This window comes from Luteococcus sediminum, from assembly GCF_054783495.1.
On the sequence record NZ_BAAGQL010000008.1, the window covers coordinates 21,770 to 45,553 of the forward strand.

The 23,784-nt window shown below is 69.7% G+C and carries 19 protein-coding genes; 7 read left to right on the top strand and 12 right to left on the bottom strand.

Annotation, left to right across the window (positions count from 1 at the left end; genetic code table 11):
- Positions 1-350: 350 nt before the first annotated feature.
- Positions 351-1,655 carry a lipid II:glycine glycyltransferase FemX gene (locus ACYVKA_RS05140; protein WP_460703528.1) on the top strand — a complete coding sequence of 435 codons (1,305 nt, stop codon included), beginning with the start codon at positions 351-353 and terminating at the stop codon, positions 1,653-1,655.
- Complete coding sequence (locus tag ACYVKA_RS05145) at positions 1,652-2,677, top strand: alanine racemase (RefSeq protein WP_460703530.1); 1,026 nt, start codon at positions 1,652-1,654, stop codon at positions 2,675-2,677. Before ACYVKA_RS05140 ends, ACYVKA_RS05145 begins: the two co-directional genes overlap by 4 nt.
- A gap of 82 nt (positions 2,678-2,759) precedes the next feature.
- Here ACYVKA_RS05145 and ACYVKA_RS05150 read toward each other — a convergent pair whose 3' ends face one another.
- Complete coding sequence (locus ACYVKA_RS05150) at positions 2,760-6,374, bottom strand: hypothetical protein (protein ID WP_460703532.1); 3,615 nt, start codon at positions 6,372-6,374, stop codon at positions 2,760-2,762.
- A 764-nt stretch (positions 6,375-7,138) separates the two neighbouring features.
- Here ACYVKA_RS05150 and ACYVKA_RS05155 point away from each other — a divergent pair.
- Positions 7,139-8,332 (top strand): glycosyltransferase, encoded by a 1,194-nt coding sequence (locus ACYVKA_RS05155; protein ID WP_460703534.1) that lies wholly within the window; start codon positions 7,139-7,141, stop codon positions 8,330-8,332.
- Positions 8,333-8,391: 59 nt separating this feature from the next.
- Positions 8,392-9,780 (top strand): sugar transferase, encoded by a 1,389-nt coding sequence (locus tag ACYVKA_RS05160; RefSeq protein ID WP_460703536.1) that lies wholly within the window; start codon positions 8,392-8,394, stop codon positions 9,778-9,780.
- Positions 9,781-9,831: 51 nt separating this feature from the next.
- Here the strand turns inward: ACYVKA_RS05160 and ACYVKA_RS05165 are convergent, their stop codons facing one another.
- The 5 genes from ACYVKA_RS05165 to ACYVKA_RS05185 form a co-directional block, all read right to left on the bottom strand.
- Complete coding sequence (locus tag ACYVKA_RS05165; RefSeq protein ID WP_460703539.1) at positions 9,832-10,941, bottom strand: glycosyltransferase family 4 protein; 1,110 nt, start codon at positions 10,939-10,941, stop codon at positions 9,832-9,834.
- Positions 10,938-12,062 carry a non-hydrolyzing UDP-N-acetylglucosamine 2-epimerase gene (gene wecB / locus ACYVKA_RS05170; RefSeq protein ID WP_460703540.1) on the bottom strand — a complete coding sequence of 375 codons (1,125 nt, stop codon included), beginning with the start codon at positions 12,060-12,062 and terminating at the stop codon, positions 10,938-10,940. The genes ACYVKA_RS05165 and wecB overlap by 4 nt, the downstream gene beginning before the upstream one ends.
- A gap of 117 nt (positions 12,063-12,179) precedes the next feature.
- Entirely contained in the window at positions 12,180-13,658 is a 1,479-nt protein-coding gene (locus ACYVKA_RS05175; protein WP_460703542.1) for an amino acid permease, read from the bottom strand.
- Between the two features lie 80 nt (positions 13,659-13,738).
- Entirely contained in the window at positions 13,739-14,320 is a 582-nt protein-coding gene (locus ACYVKA_RS05180) for a YetF domain-containing protein (RefSeq protein WP_460703544.1), read from the bottom strand.
- Between the two features lie 29 nt (positions 14,321-14,349).
- Positions 14,350-15,585 carry an alpha-amylase family protein gene (locus ACYVKA_RS05185; protein WP_460703546.1) on the bottom strand — a complete coding sequence of 412 codons (1,236 nt, stop codon included), beginning with the start codon at positions 15,583-15,585 and terminating at the stop codon, positions 14,350-14,352.
- 83 nt (positions 15,586-15,668) lie between these two features.
- Here ACYVKA_RS05185 and ACYVKA_RS05190 point away from each other — a divergent pair, with 83 nt between their 5' ends.
- The gene (locus ACYVKA_RS05190; RefSeq protein WP_460703548.1) at positions 15,669-16,274 is read left to right on the top strand and encodes a TetR/AcrR family transcriptional regulator; all 606 of its coding nucleotides are present in this window, start codon (positions 15,669-15,671) and stop codon (positions 16,272-16,274) included.
- Between the two features lie 15 nt (positions 16,275-16,289).
- Here ACYVKA_RS05190 and ACYVKA_RS05195 read toward each other — a convergent pair whose 3' ends face one another.
- Together ACYVKA_RS05195 and ACYVKA_RS05200 are read right to left on the bottom strand one after the other, a co-directional pair.
- Positions 16,290-16,469, bottom strand: a complete 180-nt coding sequence (locus tag ACYVKA_RS05195; RefSeq protein ID WP_460703550.1) for a VOC family protein — start codon at positions 16,467-16,469, stop codon at positions 16,290-16,292.
- Positions 16,470-16,580: 111 nt separating this feature from the next.
- On the bottom strand, positions 16,581-17,075 hold the full coding sequence (locus ACYVKA_RS05200; RefSeq protein WP_460703552.1) for a VOC family protein: 495 nt from the start codon (positions 17,073-17,075) through the stop codon (positions 16,581-16,583).
- Between the two features lie 212 nt (positions 17,076-17,287).
- On the opposite strand from ACYVKA_RS05200, the gene ACYVKA_RS05205 reads away from it, so the two are divergent.
- A complete protein-coding gene (locus ACYVKA_RS05205; protein ID WP_460703554.1) occupies positions 17,288-18,124 on the top strand; it encodes an endonuclease domain-containing protein in 837 nt (278 codons plus the stop codon).
- A 143-nt stretch (positions 18,125-18,267) separates the two neighbouring features.
- Here the strand turns inward: ACYVKA_RS05205 and ACYVKA_RS05210 are convergent, their stop codons facing one another.
- On the bottom strand, positions 18,268-19,566 hold the full coding sequence (locus ACYVKA_RS05210) for a nucleotide sugar dehydrogenase (RefSeq protein ID WP_460703556.1): 1,299 nt from the start codon (positions 19,564-19,566) through the stop codon (positions 18,268-18,270).
- 700 nt (positions 19,567-20,266) lie between these two features.
- On the opposite strand from ACYVKA_RS05210, the gene ACYVKA_RS05215 reads away from it, so the two are divergent.
- The gene (locus ACYVKA_RS05215; RefSeq protein WP_460703558.1) at positions 20,267-20,812 is read left to right on the top strand and encodes an arylamine N-acetyltransferase; all 546 of its coding nucleotides are present in this window, start codon (positions 20,267-20,269) and stop codon (positions 20,810-20,812) included.
- Between the two features lie 74 nt (positions 20,813-20,886).
- Here the strand turns inward: ACYVKA_RS05215 and ACYVKA_RS05220 are convergent, their stop codons facing one another.
- The 3 genes from ACYVKA_RS05220 to ACYVKA_RS05230 are packed head-to-tail and all read right to left on the bottom strand — an operon-like array spanning position 20,887 to position 23,654.
- Positions 20,887-21,885 (bottom strand): Gfo/Idh/MocA family protein, encoded by a 999-nt coding sequence (locus tag ACYVKA_RS05220; protein ID WP_460703560.1) that lies wholly within the window; start codon positions 21,883-21,885, stop codon positions 20,887-20,889.
- A gap of 3 nt (positions 21,886-21,888) precedes the next feature.
- A complete protein-coding gene (locus tag ACYVKA_RS05225; RefSeq protein ID WP_460703562.1) occupies positions 21,889-22,980 on the bottom strand; it encodes a DegT/DnrJ/EryC1/StrS family aminotransferase in 1,092 nt (363 codons plus the stop codon).
- Positions 22,977-23,654 carry an acyltransferase gene (locus ACYVKA_RS05230; protein WP_460703564.1) on the bottom strand — a complete coding sequence of 226 codons (678 nt, stop codon included), beginning with the start codon at positions 23,652-23,654 and terminating at the stop codon, positions 22,977-22,979. Before ACYVKA_RS05230 ends, ACYVKA_RS05225 begins: the two co-directional genes overlap by 4 nt.
- Positions 23,655-23,784: the final 130 nt, after the last annotated feature.

Genomic DNA, 23,784 nt, shown 5'->3' on the forward strand with positions numbered 1-23,784 from the left:
TTGAGGATCCTTCATCCACAGGACGCTCCCGAGCCTCCGGACTGGTGAAGAACAAGTCCACGACGGCGCGCCCGGCATCACCAGCAATTCCGAGGACGCCTGAGAACCCCCTTCCTCGAGCCCGTCGAAGGGCGCCCAGACGGCCCCCACCGGAGTCCCGGCGGGGGCCGTCTGCCTTCCCGAGGTGTGGTTACCGGCACCGGCGTCCACAAACCACATCCAGAGCAGGGCTCAGTGCAGATGCTGCAGTCAGCGCAGCTCACGCCGTGGTTTGTGGAGACCCCCCCGGGGATCGGCCCGACCCGGCCGCGCTCAGGACCCGCCCAAGGCCCGTCCGGTAGCCTCGGGGGGTGACCATCACCGTGCGACAGATCACCAGCGAGCAGCACCTGGCCTTCGTCGAGTCCAGAGCCGCCGACCTCTCCTTCGGCGCACCCCAGGCCCCGTCGGACGGCAACCGTCAGGTCGTGAGCTTCCTGCAGCTGCCCGCCTGGGCCCAGGTGAAGCCCGAGTGGGCGCACGAGTCCTTGGGCATCTTCGACGGCAGCGAGCTCGTCGGCACCGCCCTGGCCCTCTACCGCAGCATGCCGAAGATCGGCCGCACCCTGGCCTACCTGCCCGAGGGGCCAGTGGTGGACTGGAGGCGCGACGACATCGAGGAGATCCTGCAGGCGCTGGCCCAGCACGCGAAGCGCAAGGGTGCCTTCGGTCTGCGGATCGGCCCCACCGTCATCGAGCGCGTCTGGGAGGCCGGCACCATCAAGGAGGCCATCGCCGACGAGAAGGTGACCAGCCTCTCGCAGGTGACCCCGGACTTCTCCGACCCGGCCCACGCCGCCCTGGCCGCCCGGTTGCGCCGAATGGGCTGGCGCACGCCCGAGGACGGCGAGGGCTTCGCCGCCGGGCAGCCCCAGTTCAACTTCCAACTGGTGCTCATCCACGAGGACGGCAGCCAGAAGAGCACTGACGAGGTGCTGACGGGCATGAACCAGCAGTGGCGCCGCAACATCAAGAGGGCCGCCAAGGCGGGCGTCGACGTGGTGCGCGGCGGCCGCGAGGACTTGGCCGCCTTCCACGAGGTCTACCTGGTCACCGCCGAGCGCGACGGTTTCACCGGCCGCCCGCTGTCCTACTTCGAGACCATGTGGGATGCGCTGAACGGCGAGCCCAAGGGCGCGATTGTGGAGCAGCCCCATCAGCACGACCGGATGCGCGTCTACCTGGCCAGGCACGAGGGCGACGTGGTGGCGGCCACGACCTGGATCCAGGTGGGCCTGCACACCTGGTACTCCTATGGCGCCTCGGCCAACGAGAAGCGCGAGGTGCGCGGTTCCAATGCCATTCAGTGGCAGATGATCCAGGACTCGCTGGAGGCCGGGGCTGCGGTCTACGACCTGCGCGGCATCGTCCAGGGCGTCGGCGCCGACGATCCCGAGATCGGACTGATCCAGTTCAAGGTGGGCACCGGCGGCCGCGCCGTCGCCTACCTGGGCGAGTGGGACCTGGCGATCAACAAGCCGCTCTATGCGGCCTTCGACCTGTACATGAACCGCAGCCGTCACATGGCCCGGGCCAAGGCGCTCACGCGGAACCCGAAGCGCTTCCTCGGCCCGCTCAAGAAGTTCGTCGGCAGCGCGAAGGGGGCGGTGAAGTGAGCCTCACCCTGCACATCGACACCGAGGCCTGGCGCAGCCACCTGCGCGGCGTCGCCGAGAAGACCCCCGGCCTGGTGCCGGTGGCCAAGGGCAATGGCTACGGCTTCGGGCTGGAGCGCCTGGCCCGGGAGGCGGCCGAGCTGGGCAGCGACGTGCTGGCCGTCGGCATCCAGGGCGAGGTCCGCACGGTGCGCGAGGCTGGCTGGGCCGGCGACGTGGTCGTCCTGACCCCGTGGAGCCCGGCCGACGGCACCGAGGTGCTGCACGACGAGCACGTGGTCAGCACCATCGCACGCCTGGACGACCTGGCCGCGGCGAAGCAGGCTGCCCCGCAGGCGCGGGTCATCCTGGAGATGCGCACCTCGATGCGCCGTCACGGGCTGGCCGTCGACGAGCTGGCCCGCGCCGTCGACGCCCTGGGCGAGCTGCGGCTGGAGGGCTGGACCATTCACCTGCCGATGGTGGCCGAGGACCGCCTGGGCGAGGCACGGGCCCTGGCCGCGGCGGCGCTGGCGGCCCGCCGGGCACCGCTGTGGCTCTCGCACCTGTCGAACGACGAGTACGCCACCCTGTCCGGCGAGGTCGGCGTCGGGACCCACCTGCGCGTGGGCACCAAGCTGTGGCTCGGGGCGCCCGGAGCCACGCGTGTGACGGCGCGCGTGCTCGACATGCACCCGGTCTCGCGCGGTGAGCGGATCGGCTACTGGCAGCGGCGGATGCCGGTTGACGGCTGGGTGGTGGTGCTCAGCGGCGGCACCGCCAATGGCATCGCCCTGGAGGCACCCAGCGCCGCCTCGAGCCTGCGCCAGCGCGCCATCACGGCGGTGACCGGCGGCATGGACGCGATGGGCCTGGCCCTGAGCCCCTACACGGTCGCGGGCAAGAAGCGTTTCTTCGTCGAGCCCCCGCACATGCAGAGCTCGCTGGTGCTGCTGCCCGGATGCGGTGCGGTGGCGATCGGCGACGAGGTTCCGGTGCAGGTGCGTGCCACGACGGCGACGGTGGACCGCATCGTCGGCTGAGGCGCGCTCGTCACACCCGAAGCTGACATGCAGCAGGCCCGCCCGGAATCTTCCGGGCGGGCCTGCTGCGTCGTGCAATGGATCACTGACCGGTGGCGGGGTCCTGGTCGTGGACCGTCGGCACCCGGACCACCTCGGGCTGGCGGGCCCGCAGGATGGCCAGCACGCTGAACAGCACCCCGCCCAGCAGCCAGGCGAGCAGCAGCATCAGGCTGGGGCCCGGGACGTCGGCACCGGTCATCAGGGAGCGCACCCAGTCGACGGCCGGGGTCACCGGCGAGACCTGCCGCAGGATCGCAAGTCCTGCCGGGTAGCCGCTGGTGAGCAGGCTGGCACCGGCCACCAGGGCGAGGGCTGCGGCCACCAGGCGGCCGAAGCCGCGCAGGAAGGCGACCAGGCTGTGGTTCACGGCGGCGAAGGTGAGGGCGCTGAGTACCAGGGCTCCGGTGATGGCCAGGTTCCGTCCGGCGGACAGGTCGAGGGTGGCGGCGGCCACGGCACCCATCGCCAGCCCCTGCACGGTGGCCAGGGCGGCGGCGGGGGCCATCTCGTCGAACAGGGTGCGCCACCAGCTGTCGGTGGAACCGACGGCCCGGCGGCTGACCGGCGTGAAGGTGCTGTGCAGGCCCATCGCCCCGGCCCACAGCGAGAGCAGCAGGAGCATGCTCACCCAGCCGACATTGCGGAACGCGTTGGCCTGGGTGGTGTCGATGGGCTGGCTGACCACCTCGGAGAGCTTCTGTCGTTCGCTGTCGTCATAGGTGGGCACCTCGTCCTGCGCCTCGGTCACGCGTTGGGCGACGACGGTGCTGCGCTCGAGCTGGGCCCGGGCGCCCTCGGCCACCTGGGCGGTTCCGGTGTTGACGACGCCGCTGGACTGCTGCAGGCCGGAGATCTGCTGCTGCAACGCCTCGGTGCGGGTGGCGGCCTGCTCGACGGTGCTGGCCGTGCTGGTGGCGGAGTCGACCAAGGACTCCAGGGTGGCGTTGAGCTGGGTGGTCTGCTCGGCCAGACGGCTCGCATTGTCGCTGACAGCAGTGGTCTGCTCGTCGAGGGTGGCGGCCTGGGTGTCGAGCCCGCCCATCGTCTCCCCGAGGCTGGCCATGCCCTTGCTGAGGCTGCCCAGGCTCTCCTGCAGGGCGGCGACGACCTCGGCCTGGCCGTCGGCGACGCTGCTCATCTGCTCGGCACCGGTGGTCAGGGTGGTGGCCGCGTCGGAGCCGGTCGCCAGCGAGCTGAGCTTGGCCCGGCTGGTCTGCAGCCGCTCGTCGAGCTGGCCCACCTGGGCCTGGACGGTGCTGCTCTGCTCCTCGAGGGCCTCGACGGCCTGGGTGACGGTCTCCTGCTCGAGGACGGCCGGGACGCTCGGGCTCGGCTCAGCGGTCGGCCCAGTGGTCGGGCTGGGCACGTCGCTCGGTTCGGGCGTCGGACTGGACTCGGGCTGTGGACTGGACTCGGGCTGTGGACTGGGCTCGGGCTGTGGACTGGGCGTGGCGGTCACCGTCACGGTGACGGTGGCGGTGGGCTGCGGCGCCGGATCCGCGGTGACGGTCACGGTGGGCCCGGGGATCGTCACGGTCTCGGTCGCGGTCGCCTGGGGCTGGGGCTGCGGGTCGGTCTCGAGCGCGGCCACTCGGTCGGCCAGCGCCCTCAGCGTGGCGACGGTCTGGCTGTTGGTCTGCTGCAGTTCCCGGGCACTGGCGAGGGTCTGGTTCGCGTCGGAGACCAGGGCGTCGATCCGGCCGGAGACTCCTTGGGCGGCGAGCGCGGCATTCACCTCGTCGACGGCGGCGTTGTAGCCGGCGGCGTAGCCCTGCTTGCAGGCGCGGATCTCGTCGGGAGTGCCCTGGTCGCAGGCCGCGGGGGCATTGCCGAGGCCATTGTTGAGGCTGATCGGGTTGGTCGGCAGGTTGGCCACCAGGCTGGCGAAGCTCGACTGCACCTGCATCGCGGCCTGGCTGGTGCTGGTGGCCTGGTCCTGCAGGGCGGCCAGGGTCTGCTGCTGGCCCTGCAGGCGGTCGGCTGCGGTGCGCAGCTCGGCGGCGATGCGGTCGCGCTCGGCGCTGACGGTGGGGTCCGCGGCGGGCATGACGCGCTGCGGGGCGGCGGCGATGATGGCCCGCGCCCCACCGCGCGAGGCGGCTGCCTGACGGGAGGAGACAGCGCTGGGCACCGGCTGGGAATCCTGCTGCCCACCGCTCGCCTCGGCTTGCTCCCCGGTCGCTTCGGCCGAGGGCTGTGTGGATGCGGGCTGTGTGGATGCGGGCTGGGCGGGGACCGCCGGCTGGGCAGGCACCCCAGGCGCATCCGCGGCGGGCTGGGCAGGCACCCCAGGCGCATCCGCGGCGGGCTGGGCCGGCACGGCAGGGATCAGCGGCACGGCAGGAATGGCCGCAGGCTGCGTCACGGCGCCCTGGGCACGCATCCGCTCGGCCACCTCGGGCGCCAGCACGGCCGGCAGCGGCAGGTCGACCAGCTGACGGGTGGTGGCCTGGCGGGGTGCGACCTCACGATCGACGACCTCGGAGGCCTCGCCCTCGACGGTGGCGCCCTGGCCCTCGACAGTGGTGGTGCGAACCTGCTGGACCGCCTTGGTCACGGTCTGCACATTGGCGACGTAGCTCTCCAGGGACTTCTGGATGGTGCCGAGCTGCTCCTGCAGCCTGGCCTGCTCCTCGACGGCCTCGCCCACGGCGCCCGTGTACTGACGCGCGGCCTCACGGTTCGCCTTCGCCGCCTTGGCGACCTCGTCGGCCCGTTCGGCGGTCTGCGCGCCGCGCTCCCGAGCGGCGGTGGCGTCCTTGGCGGCCTGGTCGGAGTCCTCGCGGGCCGCATCGACGGAGGCCGACACGTCGCGGGCCGCGCCGGAGGCCTGCTCCAGCGCCGCGGACTGTTCCTTCTGGGCAGCCTCGGCCGACTGTCCGCCGATCCGCGCGGCCTGGCCCTGCTGGCCCAGTTCGCGGGCACCCTGGGCGGCCTGCTGGGCCGTCTCGGCGGTGGTGGAGGCCTCCTTGCCGGCCCGGCCGGCCCGACCGGCCATCTGCGCGGAGTCGTCCGAGACTTCCTCGGCGCGTCCCTGAAGGGCGTCGGCGGCGGCGCGAGCCTCCTGGGCGACGGTGGCGGTGCGGCCGAGCTTCTCGCCGACCGAGGTGGTGGTCACCATGATCTGGTCGAGGTAGGTGCGCGTCACCGAACTGGAGATCGCACCGCTGGCGGCATTGGACAGGTGCTGGAAGACCAGCTGGTCGCTCACGCCGGAGACGGGCGAGCGTTCGACGACCAGGGTGGCCCGTTCGGCGCTGCTGCCCTTGCTGGTGCCGGTGAGCACCCGGGAGAAGCCGTCAGGGATCACCACGGCCGCGGCATAGCGTCCCGAGGCCAGGCCGTTCCGGGCCTCGCTGGCCGAGATGCCGTAGCGCCAGGTGAAATTGGGGCCCTGCTGGTTCTTCAGCTCCAGGGCATAGTCCTGGCCGAGCCGCACGGGCTTGCCGTCGACCACGGCCCCCTCGTCGAGGTTGACGATGGCCGCCTCGGCCTGGGTGAGGCGGCCCTGGGAACCGGAGGTGACCCACAGGCAGCCGGCGGCCAGCAGCAGCGGCAGTAGGATGATGCCCAGGGTGCTGAGGAGCCGGGCCCCCAGGGGCAACCCGCGCAGGCGGGAGGTCCGGGAGCGCACAGGGGCTGGGCGAGCACTCATCCGCCGACCCCCCTTCCGGGCACGCGCCCGATCCCCGCATACGCCCACAGACCAAGGCGATGCGCCGTACTCTTCTTTCCTCGTGGAGAAATCTGCCAGTCAGCAGCGAGCCGGTCCACCTGCAAGAACTGGCTGACCCCGAAGCCTTCCCCCCTGCGTCCACACCCTCTCGACCAGAGGGGGACGATCGGCAGCACGCTCGGTGCAACCGACCCGTGGAGAAGTGAGCTCAAGGTGTTCCCGTCTTGTGACTTGGGAGCCGATCCAGACCCGACTGGTTCGCGTCCCCCACGTTCTCAAGATTAACCGCCCTGTGGCGGCATCAAAGCTTTTCCGATCGTGTTTGGCGACGGCAATCACGAACTTCCCCGTTGCCACGATGCCGAAGCTCCGCACAGGCCCCAAGGGGCTTCAGCCAATATTCAGGCACGCCGCCTGCAAGGAGACACGCCCCGTGGCGAAGCTCCTTGTCAGAAGAAGAATCCCATGGAGATCCTGCAGACATCCCTCAGCTTCCACCCGGTCTTTTGGGCTGACACCATTTCCACCAATCCAAATGGGCCGCCGTTTTTTTGGACAATTGCCCCATTTCTTTCAATGGTTTTCGGTGGGGTGTGCCCAATGGTGCACCTCCTACGGGCAAGGCTGCCGGTGATGCCCAGTCCGCAGGCCCCGCCCGGCGCCGACCGTCGAGGGGGAGGCTACGACTAGACTGGGCGGGCCCCCGCGGCACCGCCAGCGAGGTCAGCGACGAAAGGCCGCAGATGCGCACATCTTCCCCCCGGCACCAGCCCGACAGCTGTCTGCTGGTGGCGCACAACTACCACCCCGCCGTGGGGGCCGCCGCCACGCGTCTGCAGCTGCTCACCGAGGCCCTCGTGGAGCAGGGCCACCAGGTCACGGTGCTCACCTCGTCCGCCATCGGGCACCACACCGGCCCCACCGGCGAGCAGGTGGTGGGCACCGGCGCCGACTGGATGCCCGGATCACGGATCCTGCGCACCTCGGTGCTCGCCGCCCGTGCCCTGGCCGAGGCCTCCTCCGGCCGTCACCGCGTCGTCGTCAGCGACCCGCCGCCCTATGTGGCCGCGGCCGCCATGGTGGGCGCACGGATCGGGCGCGCCGTCGGCGTCTTCTACTACTGCGACTCCTGGGCCTCGGTCGCCGCCTCGCGCGACTCGGCAGCCTGGAGGTGGGCCGGTCGCCTGTTCGCCCGACTGGAGTCGATGGCCTCACGCCTGGCCAGGCTCACCGTCGCCAGCACCCCGGCGCTCGAGCAGCGTGCCCGCCGCAGCAGCCGGTGCGTCCAGCTGGTGCGCAATGGCACCGACCTGCGCATCTACTCCCCCGAGGGTGAGGGCTTCACCGGCACCCAGCTGCCCGAGCCCTATTTCGTCTACGCCGGCACCATGGGGTTGGTCCACGGCGCCCATGTCTTCATCGAGGCCGCCGAGCAGCTGTGGGCCGAGGGGCACGAGTTCGGCCTGGTCTTCGTCGGCTCCGGAGCAGAGTCCCAGCAGATGGAGGAGGCGGCCCGGGCCAATCCTGGCCGCATCACCTACCTGGAGCCTGTCCCCCCAACCGAGGTCGCCCAGCTCTACCGTGGCAGCCTCGGAGCCCTCGTCTCCATGCGCCCCATCGCGGGCTACGAGGACGCCTGGCCCGTCAAGACCCTGGCCGCGATGTCCTGCGGCTCCATCCCCGTCTACGTCTCCGACGGCGACCTGGCCGCCACGTTGCGCGCCGAGGGACTCGGCTTCGTCGAGAGCCATGGAGTCGACGGCGCCCGTCGCGCCATGCTCGGAGTCCTGGAGCTCGATGAGGACGCCCGCCGCGACCTGGCAGAACGTTGCCGCAGCCATGCGGCTGAGCACTTCGACCAGCGCCGAGCGGCGCAGAGCGTCGCGCGCACCATCGCCGAGCTGTCGCCACGACCCCACAGTGGTGAGCAGCACTAGACTTGGCGCAATTCCGCCAGACCGGGAGTCCTGAGCCCGGCAGGTGGCGCACGGAAGGGATGTACGTGGCCCGCAAGGACAACTTCGCCAAGGCCGAGAAGCTGCTGATGGTGGTCGCCGACATGGCGGTCTTCACCGCATCGCTCTTCCTGTCGGTCTGGCTGCGCTTCGGCGGGGTCTTTCCCGCCCGAAACATGGCGGCAATCAGCTCCACCCTGGTGTGGGCCCTGCTCGGTTTCGTCGTGGTGAGCGCCTTCTCCGGCATCTACGTCCTGTACAACAAGACCCGGCTCGACCTGGTGATCATCACGCTGATCGACCAGATCATCGTCACCGGCATCATCGCCGCCGCCACCTTCGCGGGCAACTGGTTCGCCTTCCCCCGCGGCGTGATCCTGATCAACCTGCTGGTCAGCACCGTCGCGCTCTCCTTGGTCAGGGTCGTGGTCTACGGCGTCTACCGTCGCGTACGCGGCAACACCCGCGTCATGGTGCTCACCGTGCCCGACCACGACTCGCGCGCCGTGCGCAATTTCCTGAGCAACCGCAGCCCGCGCCACCAGCTCACCCACGTGGTCGACGGAAACCACCTGGAGCACGTACTGGCCCACCTCGACGAGGTGGACTCGGTCCACGTCAGCGACCGCATCGACGAGGCCACCCGCGGGCGGATCTACGACCTGCTGCTGGAGCACAACAAGGAGATCTTCCTCACCGCCGACTTCCAGCGCCTGCTGATGATCAACCCCAACATCATGAGCATCGAGGACGAGTCCATCGTGCTGGTGAGCCCCTTCAAGATCCCGGGTGAGCACGACCTGCTCAAGCGCAGCGGCGACTTCCTGGCCGCCCTCGTGGGCCTGGTCCTGGTGAGCCCGATCATGCTGGTCACCGCCGTGCTGGTGAAGGCGACATCGAAGGGGCCGGTCTTCTACAAGCAGGTGCGCGTCACCAAGGACAACCGCGAGTTCGAGATCCTCAAGTTCCGTTCCATGGCTGCCAATGCGGAGGCGAAGTCCGGGCCCATGCTGGCCACCAGCAATGACGCCCGCGTCACCGGTCTGGGCAAGCACCTGCGCAGCATGCGCATCGACGAGCTGCCCCAGCTGATCAATGTGCTGCGCGGCGACATGAGCCTGATCGGGCCCCGCCCCGAGCGGCCCTTCTTCGTCGAGCAGTTCACGAAGATCAACCCGCACTACCCGCTGCGCCACAATGTGCGCGCCGGTGTCACCGGCTATGCGCAGGTCTACGGCAAGTACGCCAGTGACTTCCAGTCCAAGCTGAACTTCGACCTGCTCTACATCAAGACCTACTCGCCGATGCTGGACCTCAAGATCGGCCTGCAGACCGTCAAGATCCTCTTCGACAAGGTCTCCAGCCAGGGTGCCGACGAGGAACAGGGCACCGAGGTGGTGCTGTCCGAGGGCGTGCAGGTCCTGCACTGACATTGAGCTGCTCGCTGCGCTGGGCGCCCCTCTGGGCCGGTCTGCCAGCCCTCAGCCGAGAAGCTGGCGGGTGAGGCGCACCAGGCGGGCGGCATCCAGGTCGAAGCCGAAGTGCTCCTCGACGGCCCGGCGCCCGTTGGCCCCCAGCCGGGAGCACTCCTCGGGATCGGTGAGCAGCCGCTCCAGCGCTTCGCGCACCGCCGCGGGATCGTCGACGTCGACGAAGACCCCTGCGTCGACATCCTCGAAGAGCTGGCGCCAGTAGGGGAAGTCCGTGGCCAGGAAGGGGATCCCACTGGCCATGTACTCCACCAGCTTGGTGGGTAGTGAATGGGCATAGTTGGGCAGCCGGTCCAGCAGCACCAGCCCCAGACGGGCCCGGGCCAGGATGCCCGGCAGCTCGCCGGGGGGCACCAGGCCGAGCATCTCGACCTCCGGGTGGCTGCCGGTGCGGCTGGTGGGCACCAGCGAGCGACCGGCCAGCACCAGCCGGGCCCCGGGAACCTGCTCGACGGCCTTGACCATTCGTGAGAAACCGCGCTCCTCGGAGATGTCGCCGGTGTAGACCGCCACCGGGTCATTGCACCGCACGGATACCGGCGGGAAGTCCGCCACCCAGGGCAGGTTGCGCACCACCACGACGGGTCGGGGCCGGCCCATGCGGGTGGTCGAGAAGTGCTGGGCGATCTCGTCGATGACGGTCACCACCGCATCACAGCGTCGGTCGGCCAGGCCCACCAGTGCCCTGGCGGCGCCCCGGGCCAGCACCCGCTGCCGGCCACGCAGGTAGGGCTTGGTCTCGATCTGCTTGACCAGGTCCTCATGGGCGTCGTAGATGATCCGGCAGCGCCCGAGCCGCCCCCACAGCACCATCAGCGGGATCAGTTCCGGGTCGTGCACGTGCAGCACCGCGGGCCGCAGCCGCCGCAGCCACTGCAAGGCCTCCCACTGGGAGACCACCAGACGGGCCAGGCGTCCACGGCGACGGATCGCATGGACGGGCACGCCGTGGCCGGTGCGGTCCTCGTCGGCAGAGATCACCAGGTGGGTGTCGATTCCCGCCTCGGCCAGGGCACGGCACTCCTTGTTCAGGATCCGGTTGTCCCACGAGTGGTGGACGGTCGACAGGTGCACGACCCGTCCGGCGACGGGCCCGCTCACGCCTGGGCGACCTCGGCATTGAACTCGCGCGGGTCCGGTCCGACGAGCCGGCCTGCCCCGTCCACGCTCCAGGCCTGCAGGGCCCGTGCCACCTGGGCGGCGGCCTGGCCGGTACCGTAGGGCATGGAGCGCTCGGCGGTGGGGCGGGGACGCACAGCCACCTCGCCGACCTGGGTGAGGTCGGGGTCGAGGATGTTCCATCCGTCGACCAGCGTCTCGACCCACTCGGTCTCGGTGCGCAGGGTGGTGCAGGGGGCGCCCAGCAGGTAGGCCTCCTTCTGCAGCCCGCCCGAGTCGGTGACCACGCCCACCGAGCGCACGACGGCATTGACCATGTCGGGATAGGCCAGCGGGTCGACGGCCACCAGGTTGCCGGCTGCAATGTCGAGGCCGAACTCGGCGGCCTTGGCACGCAACCGGGGGTGGACCGGCAGGATGGTCTTGACCGGGAGCGCCGCCAGCGTCTCCAGGATCGTCTTCAGGCGGGCCGGGTCGTCGGTGTTGTCGGCGCGGTGGATGGTGGCCAGGATGAACTGGTCACCGTCGTTGATGCCCTCGATGGCCAACGGACGGTCCTTCACGGCGTCACGCACCTGGAAGCAGACGTCCACCATCACGTCGCCGACCAGCACGGCGCGCTCGGCCAGGCCCTCCTGGGTGAGGTGGTCGACGGCAACCTGCGTGGGTGCCAGGCAGATGTCGGCGGCATGGTCGGTCATCACCCGGTTGTGCTCCTCGGGCATGCGACGGTTGTAGCTGCGCAGGCCCGCCTCGAGGTGGGCGGTGGGGATGTGCATCTTCACCGCGGCCAGGGTGCCGGCGATGGTGGAGTTGGTGTCGCCGTAGACCAGCACCCAGTCGGGCTGGAGCGTGGTGAAGGCCTCGTCCATCTGGGCCAGCATCGAGCCGGTCTGGGCGCCGTGGCTGCCGGAGCCGACACCCAGGTGCACATCCGGGTCCGGAATGCCCAGCTCGACGAAGAAGCTGTCCGACATGTTCACGTCGTAGTGCTGGCCGGTGTGGACGATCCGGTGCTCGATGCCCGCTGCCTCGAGCGCCTTGGCGACGGGTGCGAGCTTCACGAACTGGGGACGGGCACCGACGATGCTGACGACGCGCATGGCAACTCCTTGGGTGGACGACGTGCCCAACTCTAGTGGCCTCGACGCCCAGCGACCCGCACCCGTGGGGGGATGCGGGCCGCAGCGCAACGGGATGGGTGTGGCTCAGGCGGCCGGTCACTGAGGCTGGGCGCGAGCCGCCAGCTCCTCCTCCAGCACGCTTGGCGGGAAGGTGCCCACCCGGCGCCGCACCAGGAAGAAGGCGACCGTGAGCAGCAGGATGTAGGGCACCCCGGTCGGCAGGGCGATGCTGAGGCCCTTGATGAAGCCCAGCGCCACGTAGATGGCGGCGAAGCAGGCCAGGGCGAAGCCGGCCGTCGCCGCCCCACCCATCAGGCGGGCCGGGGCGTCGGGCAGGCCCAGGCGGCGGCGTCGCACCGTGAAGGCGATGTAGGTCATGGTGACCAGCACCCACGTGGTGAGCAGGCCGAAGACGAGAATGCCGTAGGGGGTCATGAAGGCCCCCTTGGGGTCGATGATCGACAGCACCGAGGCGAAGGCCATGCCGACGGTGGCCAGCGCCACGGCATTGCGGGGGGCGCCGTGGGCCGAGGTGCGGGCGATGGCACGCGGTGCCATCCGGTCCAGGGCCAGTGAGTGCAGCATTCGGGTCGACGCGTAGAGGCAGCCATTGCCGGCGCTCAGGGCGGCGGTGATCAACACGAAGGTCATCAGGTGCGCAGCCCCGGGCACATTGGCCATCTCGAGCACCTTGACGAAGGGGCTGGTCATCACGCCGCCGTCGCTGGCCCCGCTCTGCTTCCACGGCTGCAGGCCGATCACGATGGCGATGGCGCCGACGTAGAAGACCACCAGGCGCACGCCCATGGCGCGGGCGGCGCGGGGCACGTCGCGCTCGGGATTCTCGCTCTCGGCCGAGGCGACGGCGACGTTCTCGGCCCCGCCGAAGCTGAACACGGCCATCACCGCGCCCACCAGGATGCCCTTGAGGCCAAAGGGCGCGAAGCCCTCCCAACCCTGGCCGCCGGTGAAGTTGCCGATGCCGATCGGGGTGCGGCCGGGCAGGCCCAGGAAGAGCAGCACCAGGCCCAGGATGATGAAGGCGACCACGGTGGCCACCTTGATGATGCTGAACCAGTACTCGCTGGTGCCGTGGGCCTTGACGGTGGCCATGTTGATCAGCACGATCAGCACCGAGCTGAGCACCGTGCCCGCACCGATGCCGAGCTGGGGCCAGAACCAGTGCAGGTAGCTGCCGGTGGCCACCACCTCCACCCCGACGGCGATGCACATCACCACGGCGACATTCCAGCGCATCAGCCAGCCGCCGAGCGGGCCGAGGTAGGCGTGGGCGGTGGCCCCGAAGCCCCCGGCGACGGGATGGACCACCGTCATCTCGGCCAGCGCCCAGACCACGATGAGCATCAGCAGGCCGGTGAGCGTGTAGGACAGGATGACGCCGGGGCCGGCCACCTTGATCATGGAGGCCGAGCCGAGGAACAGCCCGGTGCCCAGGGCCCCGGACAGTCCGATCATCGCCACCTGCCCGCTGGTCAGGCCACGCTGGAGGGCGTGGGCCTCGTCATTCCGGTTCGGCGGGATCTCGGTGGTGAGGTCCATCTCTTGCGTCTGCACGCAGGGATGCTACTCCTGGGTCCACCATGTGAACTATTTTGGCTCACGTAGCGACCTCGGAAGGCCCCCTGGAAGGGGGCTCAGGGACGCAGTACCAGCTGCTCGGGCACCAGCTCGGCACCCTCAACACCCTCCAGCAGGCGGGCGTCGATCCGCTGCCCGCGGCGCACGATGGTCAGCTGCCCACGCGGCTCCAGGATGACCAGGGCAGCCTCGTCGGGGCTGAGCAGGCCGGCCGTGCGCAGCCGGGCCAGCACCTCGGGCTCGCCCAGACGGCGTCGCCGCAGCACCTCAGGGCGGGCCCTGCCCTGGACGACGACCACCACCGGGGAGCGCCCCCAGTGCGCGCGGTGGGCATGCCGGGCAGACCGGTGCGCGAAGCGGACCCGCCCCAGCGCCCCCTCCAGCACCAACAGGGTGGCCACCGCCAGCAGGGCCCCGACCATGGTCGGCGAGTTGCCCAGCATCGCGCGGGCGAACAGGCTCGCCAGCATGGCGCTGAGGCTGAAGGCCAGCACGCCGGGGGTGCCCATCAGGCGCGCACCGACCAGGTGCAGCACCCCGGCGAAGACCAGGTAGAGCACGCTCGTCGCCAGCACCACCGAGAGCGCCCCGGCCGGGCTCGTGCCGACATGCCACCACACCTGTCCCCAGAAGCTCATGGAGCCATTGTCCTGCGGGGAAGCCGTGCTCAGCGCTCCAGCAGCAGCCCGTCGGCCCCGGTGATCACGAAGCGACGGGCGGGGATGTCCAGGGACACCTCGATCCACTCGCCCCCGTCGCCGGTGACGCGGTAGCGGTAGGCCTCATTGCGCAGCTCCAGCTGCTGCACCCGCCCGCGCACCAGCCAGGGGTGGCGTCGTCGCAGGCCCACCAGGTCCTGGTGCAGGCGACGCACCTCGGCGCCCAGTGGCGAGAGCCCGTCGGGCCCCGAGGGGAAGGTGGGGCGGACCTCGTCGTCGCCACCCTCGCGCTCGTACTTGGTGGCGGTGAAGCCCTCCTCGTCACCGGAATAGATGCTGGGCACGCCTGCAACGGTGAACAGCACCGCCAGGGCCAGCGGCAGCTTGTCCTGCCCGACGAGGGTGGCGATCCGGGTCACGTCATGGTTGCCGACGAAGGTCTGCGGCACGAAGTGCTCCAGCCACTGGTTGTGGCGCTGGAGGGTCCAGTCGAGCTCGAAGAAGTTCTCGTCCTGCAGGGCACTCCAGGTCGACTTCCACAGCTCGTACTGGGTCACCGAGTCAAGGCCGGAGCGGTTCACGTAGTCGGCATAGTCTCCGTGGATCATCTCGCCGACGAACCAGGCCTCGCCGACGTCGGGGCGCACCCGCTCCAGCACCCCGCGCCAGAACTCGGGACGGATGGCATAGGCGGCATCCAGGCGCCAGCCATCGAGGCCACGCGAGAGCCAGTGGCTCATCACGTCGGCCACCAACTCGGCGACGGCCGGCTCGTCGTGGTTGAGCGCCACCAGGGACCCGTGGCCCTCGAAGACGGCCGCTCGCGGCGGCTGCTGGGTCCAGTCGATGCGGAAGAGGCGGGCCTCGTCGCTGTCGGGGCCCTTCTCGAGCGCCGCCCGGTAGAGGGGATGCTCGGCGCCGACGTGGTTGAAGACACCGTCGAACAGGATCTTGATGCCCCTCTCGTGGCAGGCGGCCACCAGCGCGTCGAAATCACCTTCGCCGCCGAGCCGCGGGTCGATGGTGAAGTGGTCGAGGGTGTCATAGCCGTGGGTGGAGCTGGTGAAGACCGGCCCCAGCATGAGCCCATTGCAGCCCAGCGACTGGGCGTGCTCCAGCCAGTTGTGCAGGTGGCCCAGCCGGTGGGTCAGGACACGTTCGTGCTCGCCCGAGGGACGCACCGGCGCCCCGGTGAAGCCCAGGGGGTAGACCTGCCAGAAGATCGCGTGCTCGGACCAGTGCATGACGAACCTTTCCTCGACGATGTTGGTGAGTCACACTCACCATCGTTGGTGAGTCTAGCTCACCACAGGCCTAGGATGGTGGCATGAGCGAACCCGAGAGAGGGGCGCGTCGACTCGACCCGGCGACGCGTCGAGCGGCGATCCTTGCCAGCGCGCGGATCGCCTTCGCCTCACGACCCTATGCCCAGGTCTCCCTGGCCGCCGTGGGGCGCGACGCCGGCGTCTCGGAGGCCCTGGTCCACAAGTACTTCGACGGCAAGGCCGGCCTCTTCGCAGAACTCACCCAGGAGGCCGTCGACCTGCTGCTCACCGCCCAGGCCGAGGCCCAGGCCGCCCTGCCGCCGGGCAGCTCGCGCCGCGACCGGGTGCGCACCTCGCTGCTGGTCCACCTGGACCACGTTGCCAGCCACCCGGCCGGCTGGGCCGCACCCTTGATGGGCAGCGCGGACGACCCGGAGGCTGCACGCGCCGTCCGCCAGGCCGCCACCCAGCAGCACGTCGCCCTGCTGCAGGAACTCCTCGGTGGACGCCAGGACCTGCGCAGCAACTACGCCATCCACGGCTACCTCGGGCATGTCCAGGCGGCCTGCCTGAGCTGGAGCCAGCGGGGCTGCCCCGACGAGGAGCGGTGGCCGTTGGTCGAGGCAGCCCTCGGCGCGCTGGAGGGTGCCCTCGGCGACTGGGGCTGAGGACACCCCCGGGGGTCAACCCTGAAGCGGCTGGTTGATCTGGAACTGGGCCCCCTGCGGGTCGGCGACCGTCGCCACCCGTCCGAAGAGGGAGTCCATCGGGCCATCGAGCAGGCTGCCGCCCAGCTCCTTGACCTTCTCGATCGTGGCATCGGCATCCTCGACGCACAGGTACATCCGCCAGTAGGACGGCACCTAGTCGGGCAACCAGGCATTCGCCTCGCAGAGCCCCGCGCCGCCGGAGCCATCGGCACCGTTGGTGGCATAGCGGGGCTCGCCATCGCCGGACGGCATGGCCACCAGGTCTCAGCCGAAGACCTCGGTGTAGAAGCGGCTGGCGGCGTCGAAGTCCTTGCTCATCGACTCGAACCAGACCGGCGTGCCCACCGACAAGTCCAGCGCGAAGCCCTCGTACTGGAGCGGCTGCCACATGCCGACGACGGCCCCGGCGGCATCACCGACCAAGGCCATCCGGCCGGCATCGCCCACGTCCATCGCGGGGAGCATGATGCTGCCGCCGGCGGCCTCCACCTTCGCCAGGGCGGCGTCAATGTCGGCCACGTGCAGGTAGATCGTCCAGCTGGTGGGGTACTGGGGCTCGTCGGCCATGCCGTCCGGCGTCATGAGTGAGCTCATGACGCCAGCCACGAAGCCGTCGCCCTTCCTGATCCTGGTGTAGCCGCCGAAGTCGTCGCCCTGGTCGACGAATTCCCAGCCGAAGAGCTCGGAGTAGAAGGCCTTCGCGCCCTCGAGGTCGTGGGTGCCCAGGTCCATCCAGGTGGGGTTTCCGGGGGTGGTCATGCCGCCTCCAAAGAAGGGTGGTCGTCACCTCACACGACAGGGCAGCTCCCTTCGGACTCCCCTGCGCCACAACAGACGTATTTCTGCACCCCAATCCGTTTTGAACCTGCCAACGCCCAGATCCGTCTGTTTCCGCTGTCCACAGGCTGCAGCCCAACCCAGCACCTGGGGACAGCTGACTGTTTTCGGCCCAGGATCCACATAACTAAGGCATGGACCCACGAGACGGCGTCTGGCGGACGCAAGTGCTGCAACGATCCGGCTGGCAGCGACGAGACATCCAGCGGGCAGTCAAGGAGGGGAGCCTGCTGCACGTGAGGCGGGGGTGGTATGGCGCTCCCCAGGCCGACCCGCGCGTGCTGCGGGCCGTCAAGGCGGGCGGGGCCCTCACCTGTGCGTCAGCCCTGGCCCATCACGGCGCCTGGGACGTCACGGGCACGCTCGTCCACGTACGCCGCGACCACAACTTCACCAGCCCGCTGTCCGCCGGGCTGAAGCACTGCCACAGCGCCGGCGGCACCCGTGGCGCGCCACTGAGGGCGGTCGACGACCTCGCCACAGCGCTGCGCGCTGCGTGGGGGTGCCTGGGGCCAGAGGAACTCGTCCAGGTCTGTGATTCCCTGCTCCACAGGCGGATGATGACCCTGGACGAGTTGGCCGCCATCCTGCCGCCCGGTCGGCGCACCGACCTGCTGCTGCGCCGCTGCGACCTCGCCGAGTCGGGGACCGAGACCCTGGTCCGGCTTCGGCTGAGGAGGAGGGGCATCCAGCTGCGCCCACAGGTCTGGATCACCCCGGGCGACCGCGTCGACCTCCTGGTCGGAGACCGCCTGGTGATCGAGGTGGACAGTCGAGCCCACCACACCGGGCTTGAGCACTATGCGTCGGACAGGGAGCGCGACCTGCGCCTGCGCAGCCTGGGCTACATCGTCGTGCGCCTGACCTACCAGCAGGTGGTCCATGGCTGGCCGGCCGTCGAGCAGTCGCTGCTGGCGATGGTCCGTCGGGGCGACCATCGCTGGCGGGTGCGCCCCGAGCGCCCTGCCTGATGCCCAAACAGCCGCAATTCGGCGTCTCGATCTGCTGTTCACCTGCAAATCCCCAGATTCGTCTGTTTCGGCGCCCTCGGGCCTGGTGGCAAGGGCAGGGGCCGCCACCGCGGTGCGGTGGCGGCCCCTCGGGACGATGTGGTTCAGGCCTCGCCGTCGCCGATCACGAAGCGCTTGACGCCCTCCCACTTGGCGGCGTCGGTGCAGTTGCGGCCGTCGACCAGCACCTGCACGCCGGGGAAGTCGGCTGCGCCGAGCTCGCCGAACTCGGGGTGGTTGGCCTGCACGATGACCGCATCGACCTGGTCGCCATCGGTGTGCGGGTTGAGGTCCAGCCTGGCCAGCTCGTCGGCGGTGTACATCGGGTCGCTGACGGTGGCCACCGCGCCGCGGGCGCTGAGCACCTGGAAGACCGGGAAGACGCCACTGAAGGCGGTCTCCTTCACCTTGCCGCGGTAGGAGGCGCCCAGGATGAGCACCTTCTTGCCCTCCAGGCCGCCGAGGGCGCCCTCGACCAGGGTGACGGCATGCTCAGGCATGGTCATGTTGGCCTCGCGCGCGGTGCGCACGATGGTGGCGTCGGGGTCGGTGTAGAGGTACAGGCGCGGGTAGACCGGGATGCAGTGGCCGCCCACGGCGATGCCGGGCAGGTGGATGTGGCTGTAGGGCTGCGAGTTGCTGGCCTTGATGACCTTGTAGACGTCGATGCCGTTCTTCTCGGCGAACTTGCCGAACTGGTTGGCCAGACCGATGTTGACGTCGCGGTAGGTGGTCTCGGCGAGCTTGGCCATCTCGGCGGCCTCGGCGGTGCCCATGTCCCAGACGCCATTGCCCTCGGGCAGGTCGGGGCGCTCATCGAAGTCGAGCACGGCCTCGTAGAAGTCGATGGCCTTCTTGGTGCCCTCCTCCGAGAGGCCGCCGACAAGCTTGGGGTACTTGCGCAGGTCGGCGAAGACACGGCCGGTGAGCACGCGCTCGGGGCTGAAGACGAGGTGGAAGTCCTTGCCCTCGACCAGGCCGGAGAGCTCTTCGACCATCGGCTTCCAGCGGTTGCGGGTGGTGCCGACCGGCAGCGTGGTCTCGTAGGAGATGAGCGTGCCGGGCGTCAGGTGCTCGGAGAAGGACTTGGTGGCGTCTTCCATCCAGGCGAAGTCGGGCTGCCAGGTCTCGTCGTTGACGAAGAGCGGGACGACGATGACGATGGCGTCGATGCCGGGGATCGCCTCGGAGTAGTCGGTGGTGGCCTTCAGGTTGCCCGCGGGCACCAGCTCGGCCAGCTTCTCCCCCAGGTGGGCTTCACCGGGGAAGGGCTCGCGACCCTCGTTGATCGTGTCCACGACGCGCTGCTGCACGTCCACACCGAAGACCTCGTGGCCCTTCGACGCGAACTGGACGGCGAGGGGAAGGCCGATCTTGCCCATCCCGATGACGGCGATCTTCATGGAGGTCCTTTCAGGAGCACGGGGGAAGTGCTGAAGTCTTCCCAGAGCCTACCGCCGCGGGCCGGGGTGGGTGGGAAGGACGCCCCGCATGGTCACTGCCCTCCGGGACACTGCCGGCCGTGGCCAGTGCCGGGATCCGTGCGTGCGTCACGCCCGGGAGTGAAAGTTGAGAGCATTTCCGTGTCACCTGTTCGCGTGACACTGGAAACCCCACATTTGTCCCCTGTTCATGGGACACGGACCCCTTTTTGTCCCCCGACCAGGGGACAAAAAGGGCCTGTTTCATGCATTCCAGCCAAAGTGATCAAGCCTGCAATCACTTTTTCCATTTGAGGCACCCCCCTCCGGGCGGGAGTATTGAGTCATCGCCACGGCGGATCGGGGGATCTGCAGGGCGAGTCCAGTTCGGGGGAACTGGAAGCCACGGAGGCTTCGGGGGAAGCAGCCACGACACGAGGACATCGCGAGATGGACTCACTCCTGTGAAACATCGGGGGATGGACAACAGGACGGCTCGAAGGCATCGGGGGATGCGACGAGCCACCGCTGCACGAGGATCGGGGGATCCGACGCAGCAGACCATGCGGGCCCGGACGGCATCAGCCTCCGGGCCCGAAGTCTGTCCAGGGCAGGCCATCGCCACAGCGGCGCAATGGGACTCGAGCACCGCTCGCCCTGCACCCACCCCGACAGGAGGACCATGGACATCGCCGAAGACCCCACCGTCCAGGACCCCGGGACCGCACCGGCTGCCCCGAAGACCATCCCCGATCCTGATTCCCGGCGGCTTCTGCAGCGCTACCTGCAGCGTCTGGGACTCGACACCACGACGGCCCGGGCACGGGACCGCGCCGCCTCTGGCGGCCGCTCGGCGCTCGGACTGCTCGACGACCAGCGCGGCGGCTACTGCCACGAGCATGCGGCACTGGTGCGCCAGGTGCTCGCGGCCCTGCAGGTGCCCTCCGAGCCCGTGCTGGCCCGCATCCTGCTGCGGCCGAACCCCGAGCTCGGACCGTTGACCCACCAGGCCACCCTCGCCGAGGTGGACGGCAGGCCGGTGCTGGTGGACCCGGGCTTCGGCGCCGGCACCCCGACCGTCGCCCTGCCGTTGGACGATCCCACGCCGCGCAGCACCGTCCACGGCTGGTTCCGGCTGGTTCCGGCCAAGGAGCTGCGCGAGGTCTTCGGGCTGCGGGTCGACGATGCGCTGGTGGCCGCGGCCTGGCAGGTGGCCTCGCGCGACTGAGCGGGAACGGCAGACGGGGGCGGACACCAGGTGGTGTCCGCCCCCGCCATTGTCCCCGCCAGGCCGGGGTGGGATCAGTTGATCTCGACGAACTGGTTCGTCTTCGAGCTCTCGATCATGGCCTCGCACACCTGCACGACGCGAGCGCCCTGCATTAGCGTGACGATGTCCGCGTCCTTGCCCAGCACGGCATCACGGAAGTTCTCGTGCTCGGTGCGCAGCGGCTCGGGCTTCGGGATGGCGAAGCGAGTGACGTCACCCTCGCTGACACCACGGAACTGGGCCAGGTCCTCCCATGTCTCGTGGGCGGTGCCATTGCCGTAGAAGGTCAGGTCGGCGGTCAGGGTGTCTGCGACGAACATGCCCTTCTCGCCGGTGACGATGCACAGCCGCTCCTTGGCGGGGGTCAGCCAGTTGACGAGGTGGTTGCTCATCAGGCCGCCCGAGAGCTGGCAGGTGGCCGAGACCATGTCCTCGTACTGGCGGCCCGACTTGAACATCGAGCGGGCCGCGACCAGTTCGTAGTCGCGCTGGGTCACCCAGGCGGTCAGGTCGATGTCGTGGCTGCCGAGGTCCTTGATGACGCCGACGTCGGCGATCCGGTTCGGGAAGGGTCCCTGGCGGCGGGTGGCCACCTGGTACAGGTCGCCCAGCTCGCCGGCCTCCAGGCGCTTGCGCAGGTTCTGCAGCGCCGGGTTGTAGCGCTCGATGTGGCCGACGGCACCCACCAGGCCCTTCTTGGCGAAGAGCTCCGCCAGACCCTTGGCCGAGGAGGTGTCCTTGGCCAGCGGCTTCTCGATCAGAGCGTGCACGCCGGCCTCGGCCAGCTTGGTGCCGATCTCGTCGTGGTAGACGGTCGGGGCGGCCACGACGCAGTAGTCGAGGCCGAGCGCGATCAGCTCGTCGATGTCCTTCTTGACCTCGAGGTTGCCGGCCACGCCGTGCGGGTCACCCATCGCGTCGGCGACACCGACCAGCTCGACGCCGTCGATGGAGCGCAGGTTGCGGGCGTGGTGGCGGCCCATCATGCCCAGGCCGATCAGGCCCGCGCGCAGCTTCTTGGTCTCGGCCATGGCTCAGGCACCTGCCTTGGCGAGGCTGTTGACTGCCTCGACGATGCGTTCCAGGTCGCCCTGCTCCAGCGAGGGGTGCACGGGCAGGCTGAGGCACTCCTTGGCGGCCTTCTCCGTCTCGGGCAGTTCGACGGGGCTCTGGAAGGGCTCCAGGCGGTGGTTGGGCACCGGGTAGAACATGCCCGAACCCACCTGGAACTGCTCCTTGAGGGCGGAGGAGAAGCCGTCGCGGTCCTCGGGGACGCGGATCGTGTACTGGTGGTAGACGTGCACCGCACCCTCGGCGACCGGCGGGACGGTGACGCCCTGCAGGTTCTCGTCGAGGAACTTGGCATTGGCCTGGCGCCGGGCCGTCCAGTCGCCCACCTTGGTGAGCTGCACGCGGCCGATGGCGGCGTGGATGTTGGTCATGCGGTTGTTCAGGCCGACGACCTCGTTGTGGTACTGCTTCAGCATTCCCTGGTTGCGGTACAGCTGGCAGCGACGCTCCACCTCGGCGTCGGCGACGGTGATCATGCCGCCCTCGCCCGAGGTCATGTTCTTGGTGGGGTACAGGCTGAAGGCGCCGAAGGTGCCGAAGGCGCCCACCGGGGTGCCGTCGAGCGAGGCACCGTGGGCCTGGGCGGCGTCCTCGAAGAGCTGCAGGCCGTGCTTGTCGGCGATCTCCTGGAGGGCCTTCATGTTGGCCGGGTGACCGTACAGGTGCACCGGCATGATGCCCTTGGTGCGCTCGGTGATGGAGGCCTCGACGCTCTTGGGGTCCAGGCAGAAGCTGTCGGGGTCGATGTCGGCGAAGACGGGCGTGGCGCCGGTCAGGGCCACCGAGTTGGCGGTGGCGGCGAAGGTGAAGGAGGGCACGATGACCTCGTCACCGGCGGTGATGCCGCTGGCGAGCAGGCCGATGTGCAGGCCCGAGGTGCCGGAGTTCACGGCGACGGCCTTGCGGCCGGGGGTGAACTGGGCGGCGAACTCGGTCTCGAAGTCGGCGACCTCCTGGCCCTGGGCCAGCATTCCGGTGCGCATGATGCGCGCGACGGCCTCGATCTCCTCCTCACCGATCAGCGGCTTGGCGGGCGGAATGAACGACTGGGTCACTTGTTTTCCTCCGTGTTCGCGGCGGCAGAGCCCTCTGCCGTCGAGCTGTTGGGGCCTTCGCCTTCGGCGACGAGGGTCAGGATTTCGTCAGCCTCGACGAAGACGTCTCCGGTCTTCTCGTCGAGGAACTTCTTGTTGCCGTGGGCATCGGTGCCGTGCTCGACCAGCGGGAAGCCGGAACGGCCCACCCACTTGATCCGACGGGCGGGGACCCCGGCCACCAGGGCGAAGTCCGGGACGTCCTTGACCACCACGGAACCGGCCGCGACGGTTGCCCAGCGGCCGATCGTGACGGGGGCGACGCAGGTGGCGCGGGCACCGACCGAGCAGCCCTCCTTGAGGGTGACGCCCACGGGCTCCCAGTCGGCGGCGCTCTTCGCGGAGCCGTCCGGGTTCACCGCGCGGGGGAAGTGGTCATTGGTGAGCACGACGGCCGGTCCGATGAAGACGCCGTCCTCGAGGACGGCCGGCTCGTAGACCAGCGCGTAGTTCTGGATCTTGCAGTTGTCGCCGACGTGGACGCCCTCGCCGATGTAGGCACCACGGCCGACGATCACGTTGCGGCCCAGCTCTGCTCCATGGCGCACCTGCGCCAGGTGCCACACCGATGAACCGTCACCGATGGTGACGCCCTCGTCGAGATCGGCGGTGGGTTGAATTCGTACGTTGTTCACGTGGCCTCCACGTCATCGGTTGCTTGGCCAAGGCTATCGCGTCGAAGCACGAGGCCCCAGCAACGCGACCCTGAACGCGTCGGCGTCGACCGTCGGGGCAGGGCTGCGGCCTGCCTTGCGCCACCAAGGA

Bases quoted from the DNA above. Each gene is read 5' to 3' on its own strand.
- ACYVKA_RS05220 (WP_460703560.1), bottom strand. From the start codon at position 21,885: ATGGCCGAGACCAAGAAGCTGCGCGCGGGCCTGATCGGCCTGGGCATG.
- ACYVKA_RS05190 (WP_460703548.1), top strand. From the start codon at position 15,669: ATGAGCGAACCCGAGAGAGGGGCGCGTCGACTCGACCCGGCGACGCGT.
- ACYVKA_RS05200 (WP_460703552.1), bottom strand. From the start codon at position 17,075: ATGACCACCCCCGGAAACCCCACCTGGATGGACCTGGGCACCCACGAC.
- ACYVKA_RS05215 (WP_460703558.1), top strand. From the start codon at position 20,267: ATGGACATCGCCGAAGACCCCACCGTCCAGGACCCCGGGACCGCACCG.
- ACYVKA_RS05210 (WP_460703556.1), bottom strand. From the start codon at position 19,566: ATGAAGATCGCCGTCATCGGGATGGGCAAGATCGGCCTTCCCCTCGCC.
- wecB (WP_460703540.1), bottom strand. From the start codon at position 12,062: ATGCGCGTCGTCAGCATCGTCGGTGCCCGTCCCCAGTTCGTGAAGCTC.
- ACYVKA_RS05150 (WP_460703532.1), bottom strand. From the start codon at position 6,374: ATGAGTGCTCGCCCAGCCCCTGTGCGCTCCCGGACCTCCCGCCTGCGC.
- ACYVKA_RS05155 (WP_460703534.1), top strand. From the start codon at position 7,139: ATGCGCACATCTTCCCCCCGGCACCAGCCCGACAGCTGTCTGCTGGTG.
- ACYVKA_RS05205 (WP_460703554.1), top strand. From the start codon at position 17,288: ATGGACCCACGAGACGGCGTCTGGCGGACGCAAGTGCTGCAACGATCC.
- ACYVKA_RS05180 (WP_460703544.1), bottom strand. From the start codon at position 14,320: ATGAGCTTCTGGGGACAGGTGTGGTGGCATGTCGGCACGAGCCCGGCC.
- ACYVKA_RS05160 (WP_460703536.1), top strand. From the start codon at position 8,392: ATGTACGTGGCCCGCAAGGACAACTTCGCCAAGGCCGAGAAGCTGCTG.
- ACYVKA_RS05185 (WP_460703546.1), bottom strand. From the start codon at position 15,585: ATGCACTGGTCCGAGCACGCGATCTTCTGGCAGGTCTACCCCCTGGGC.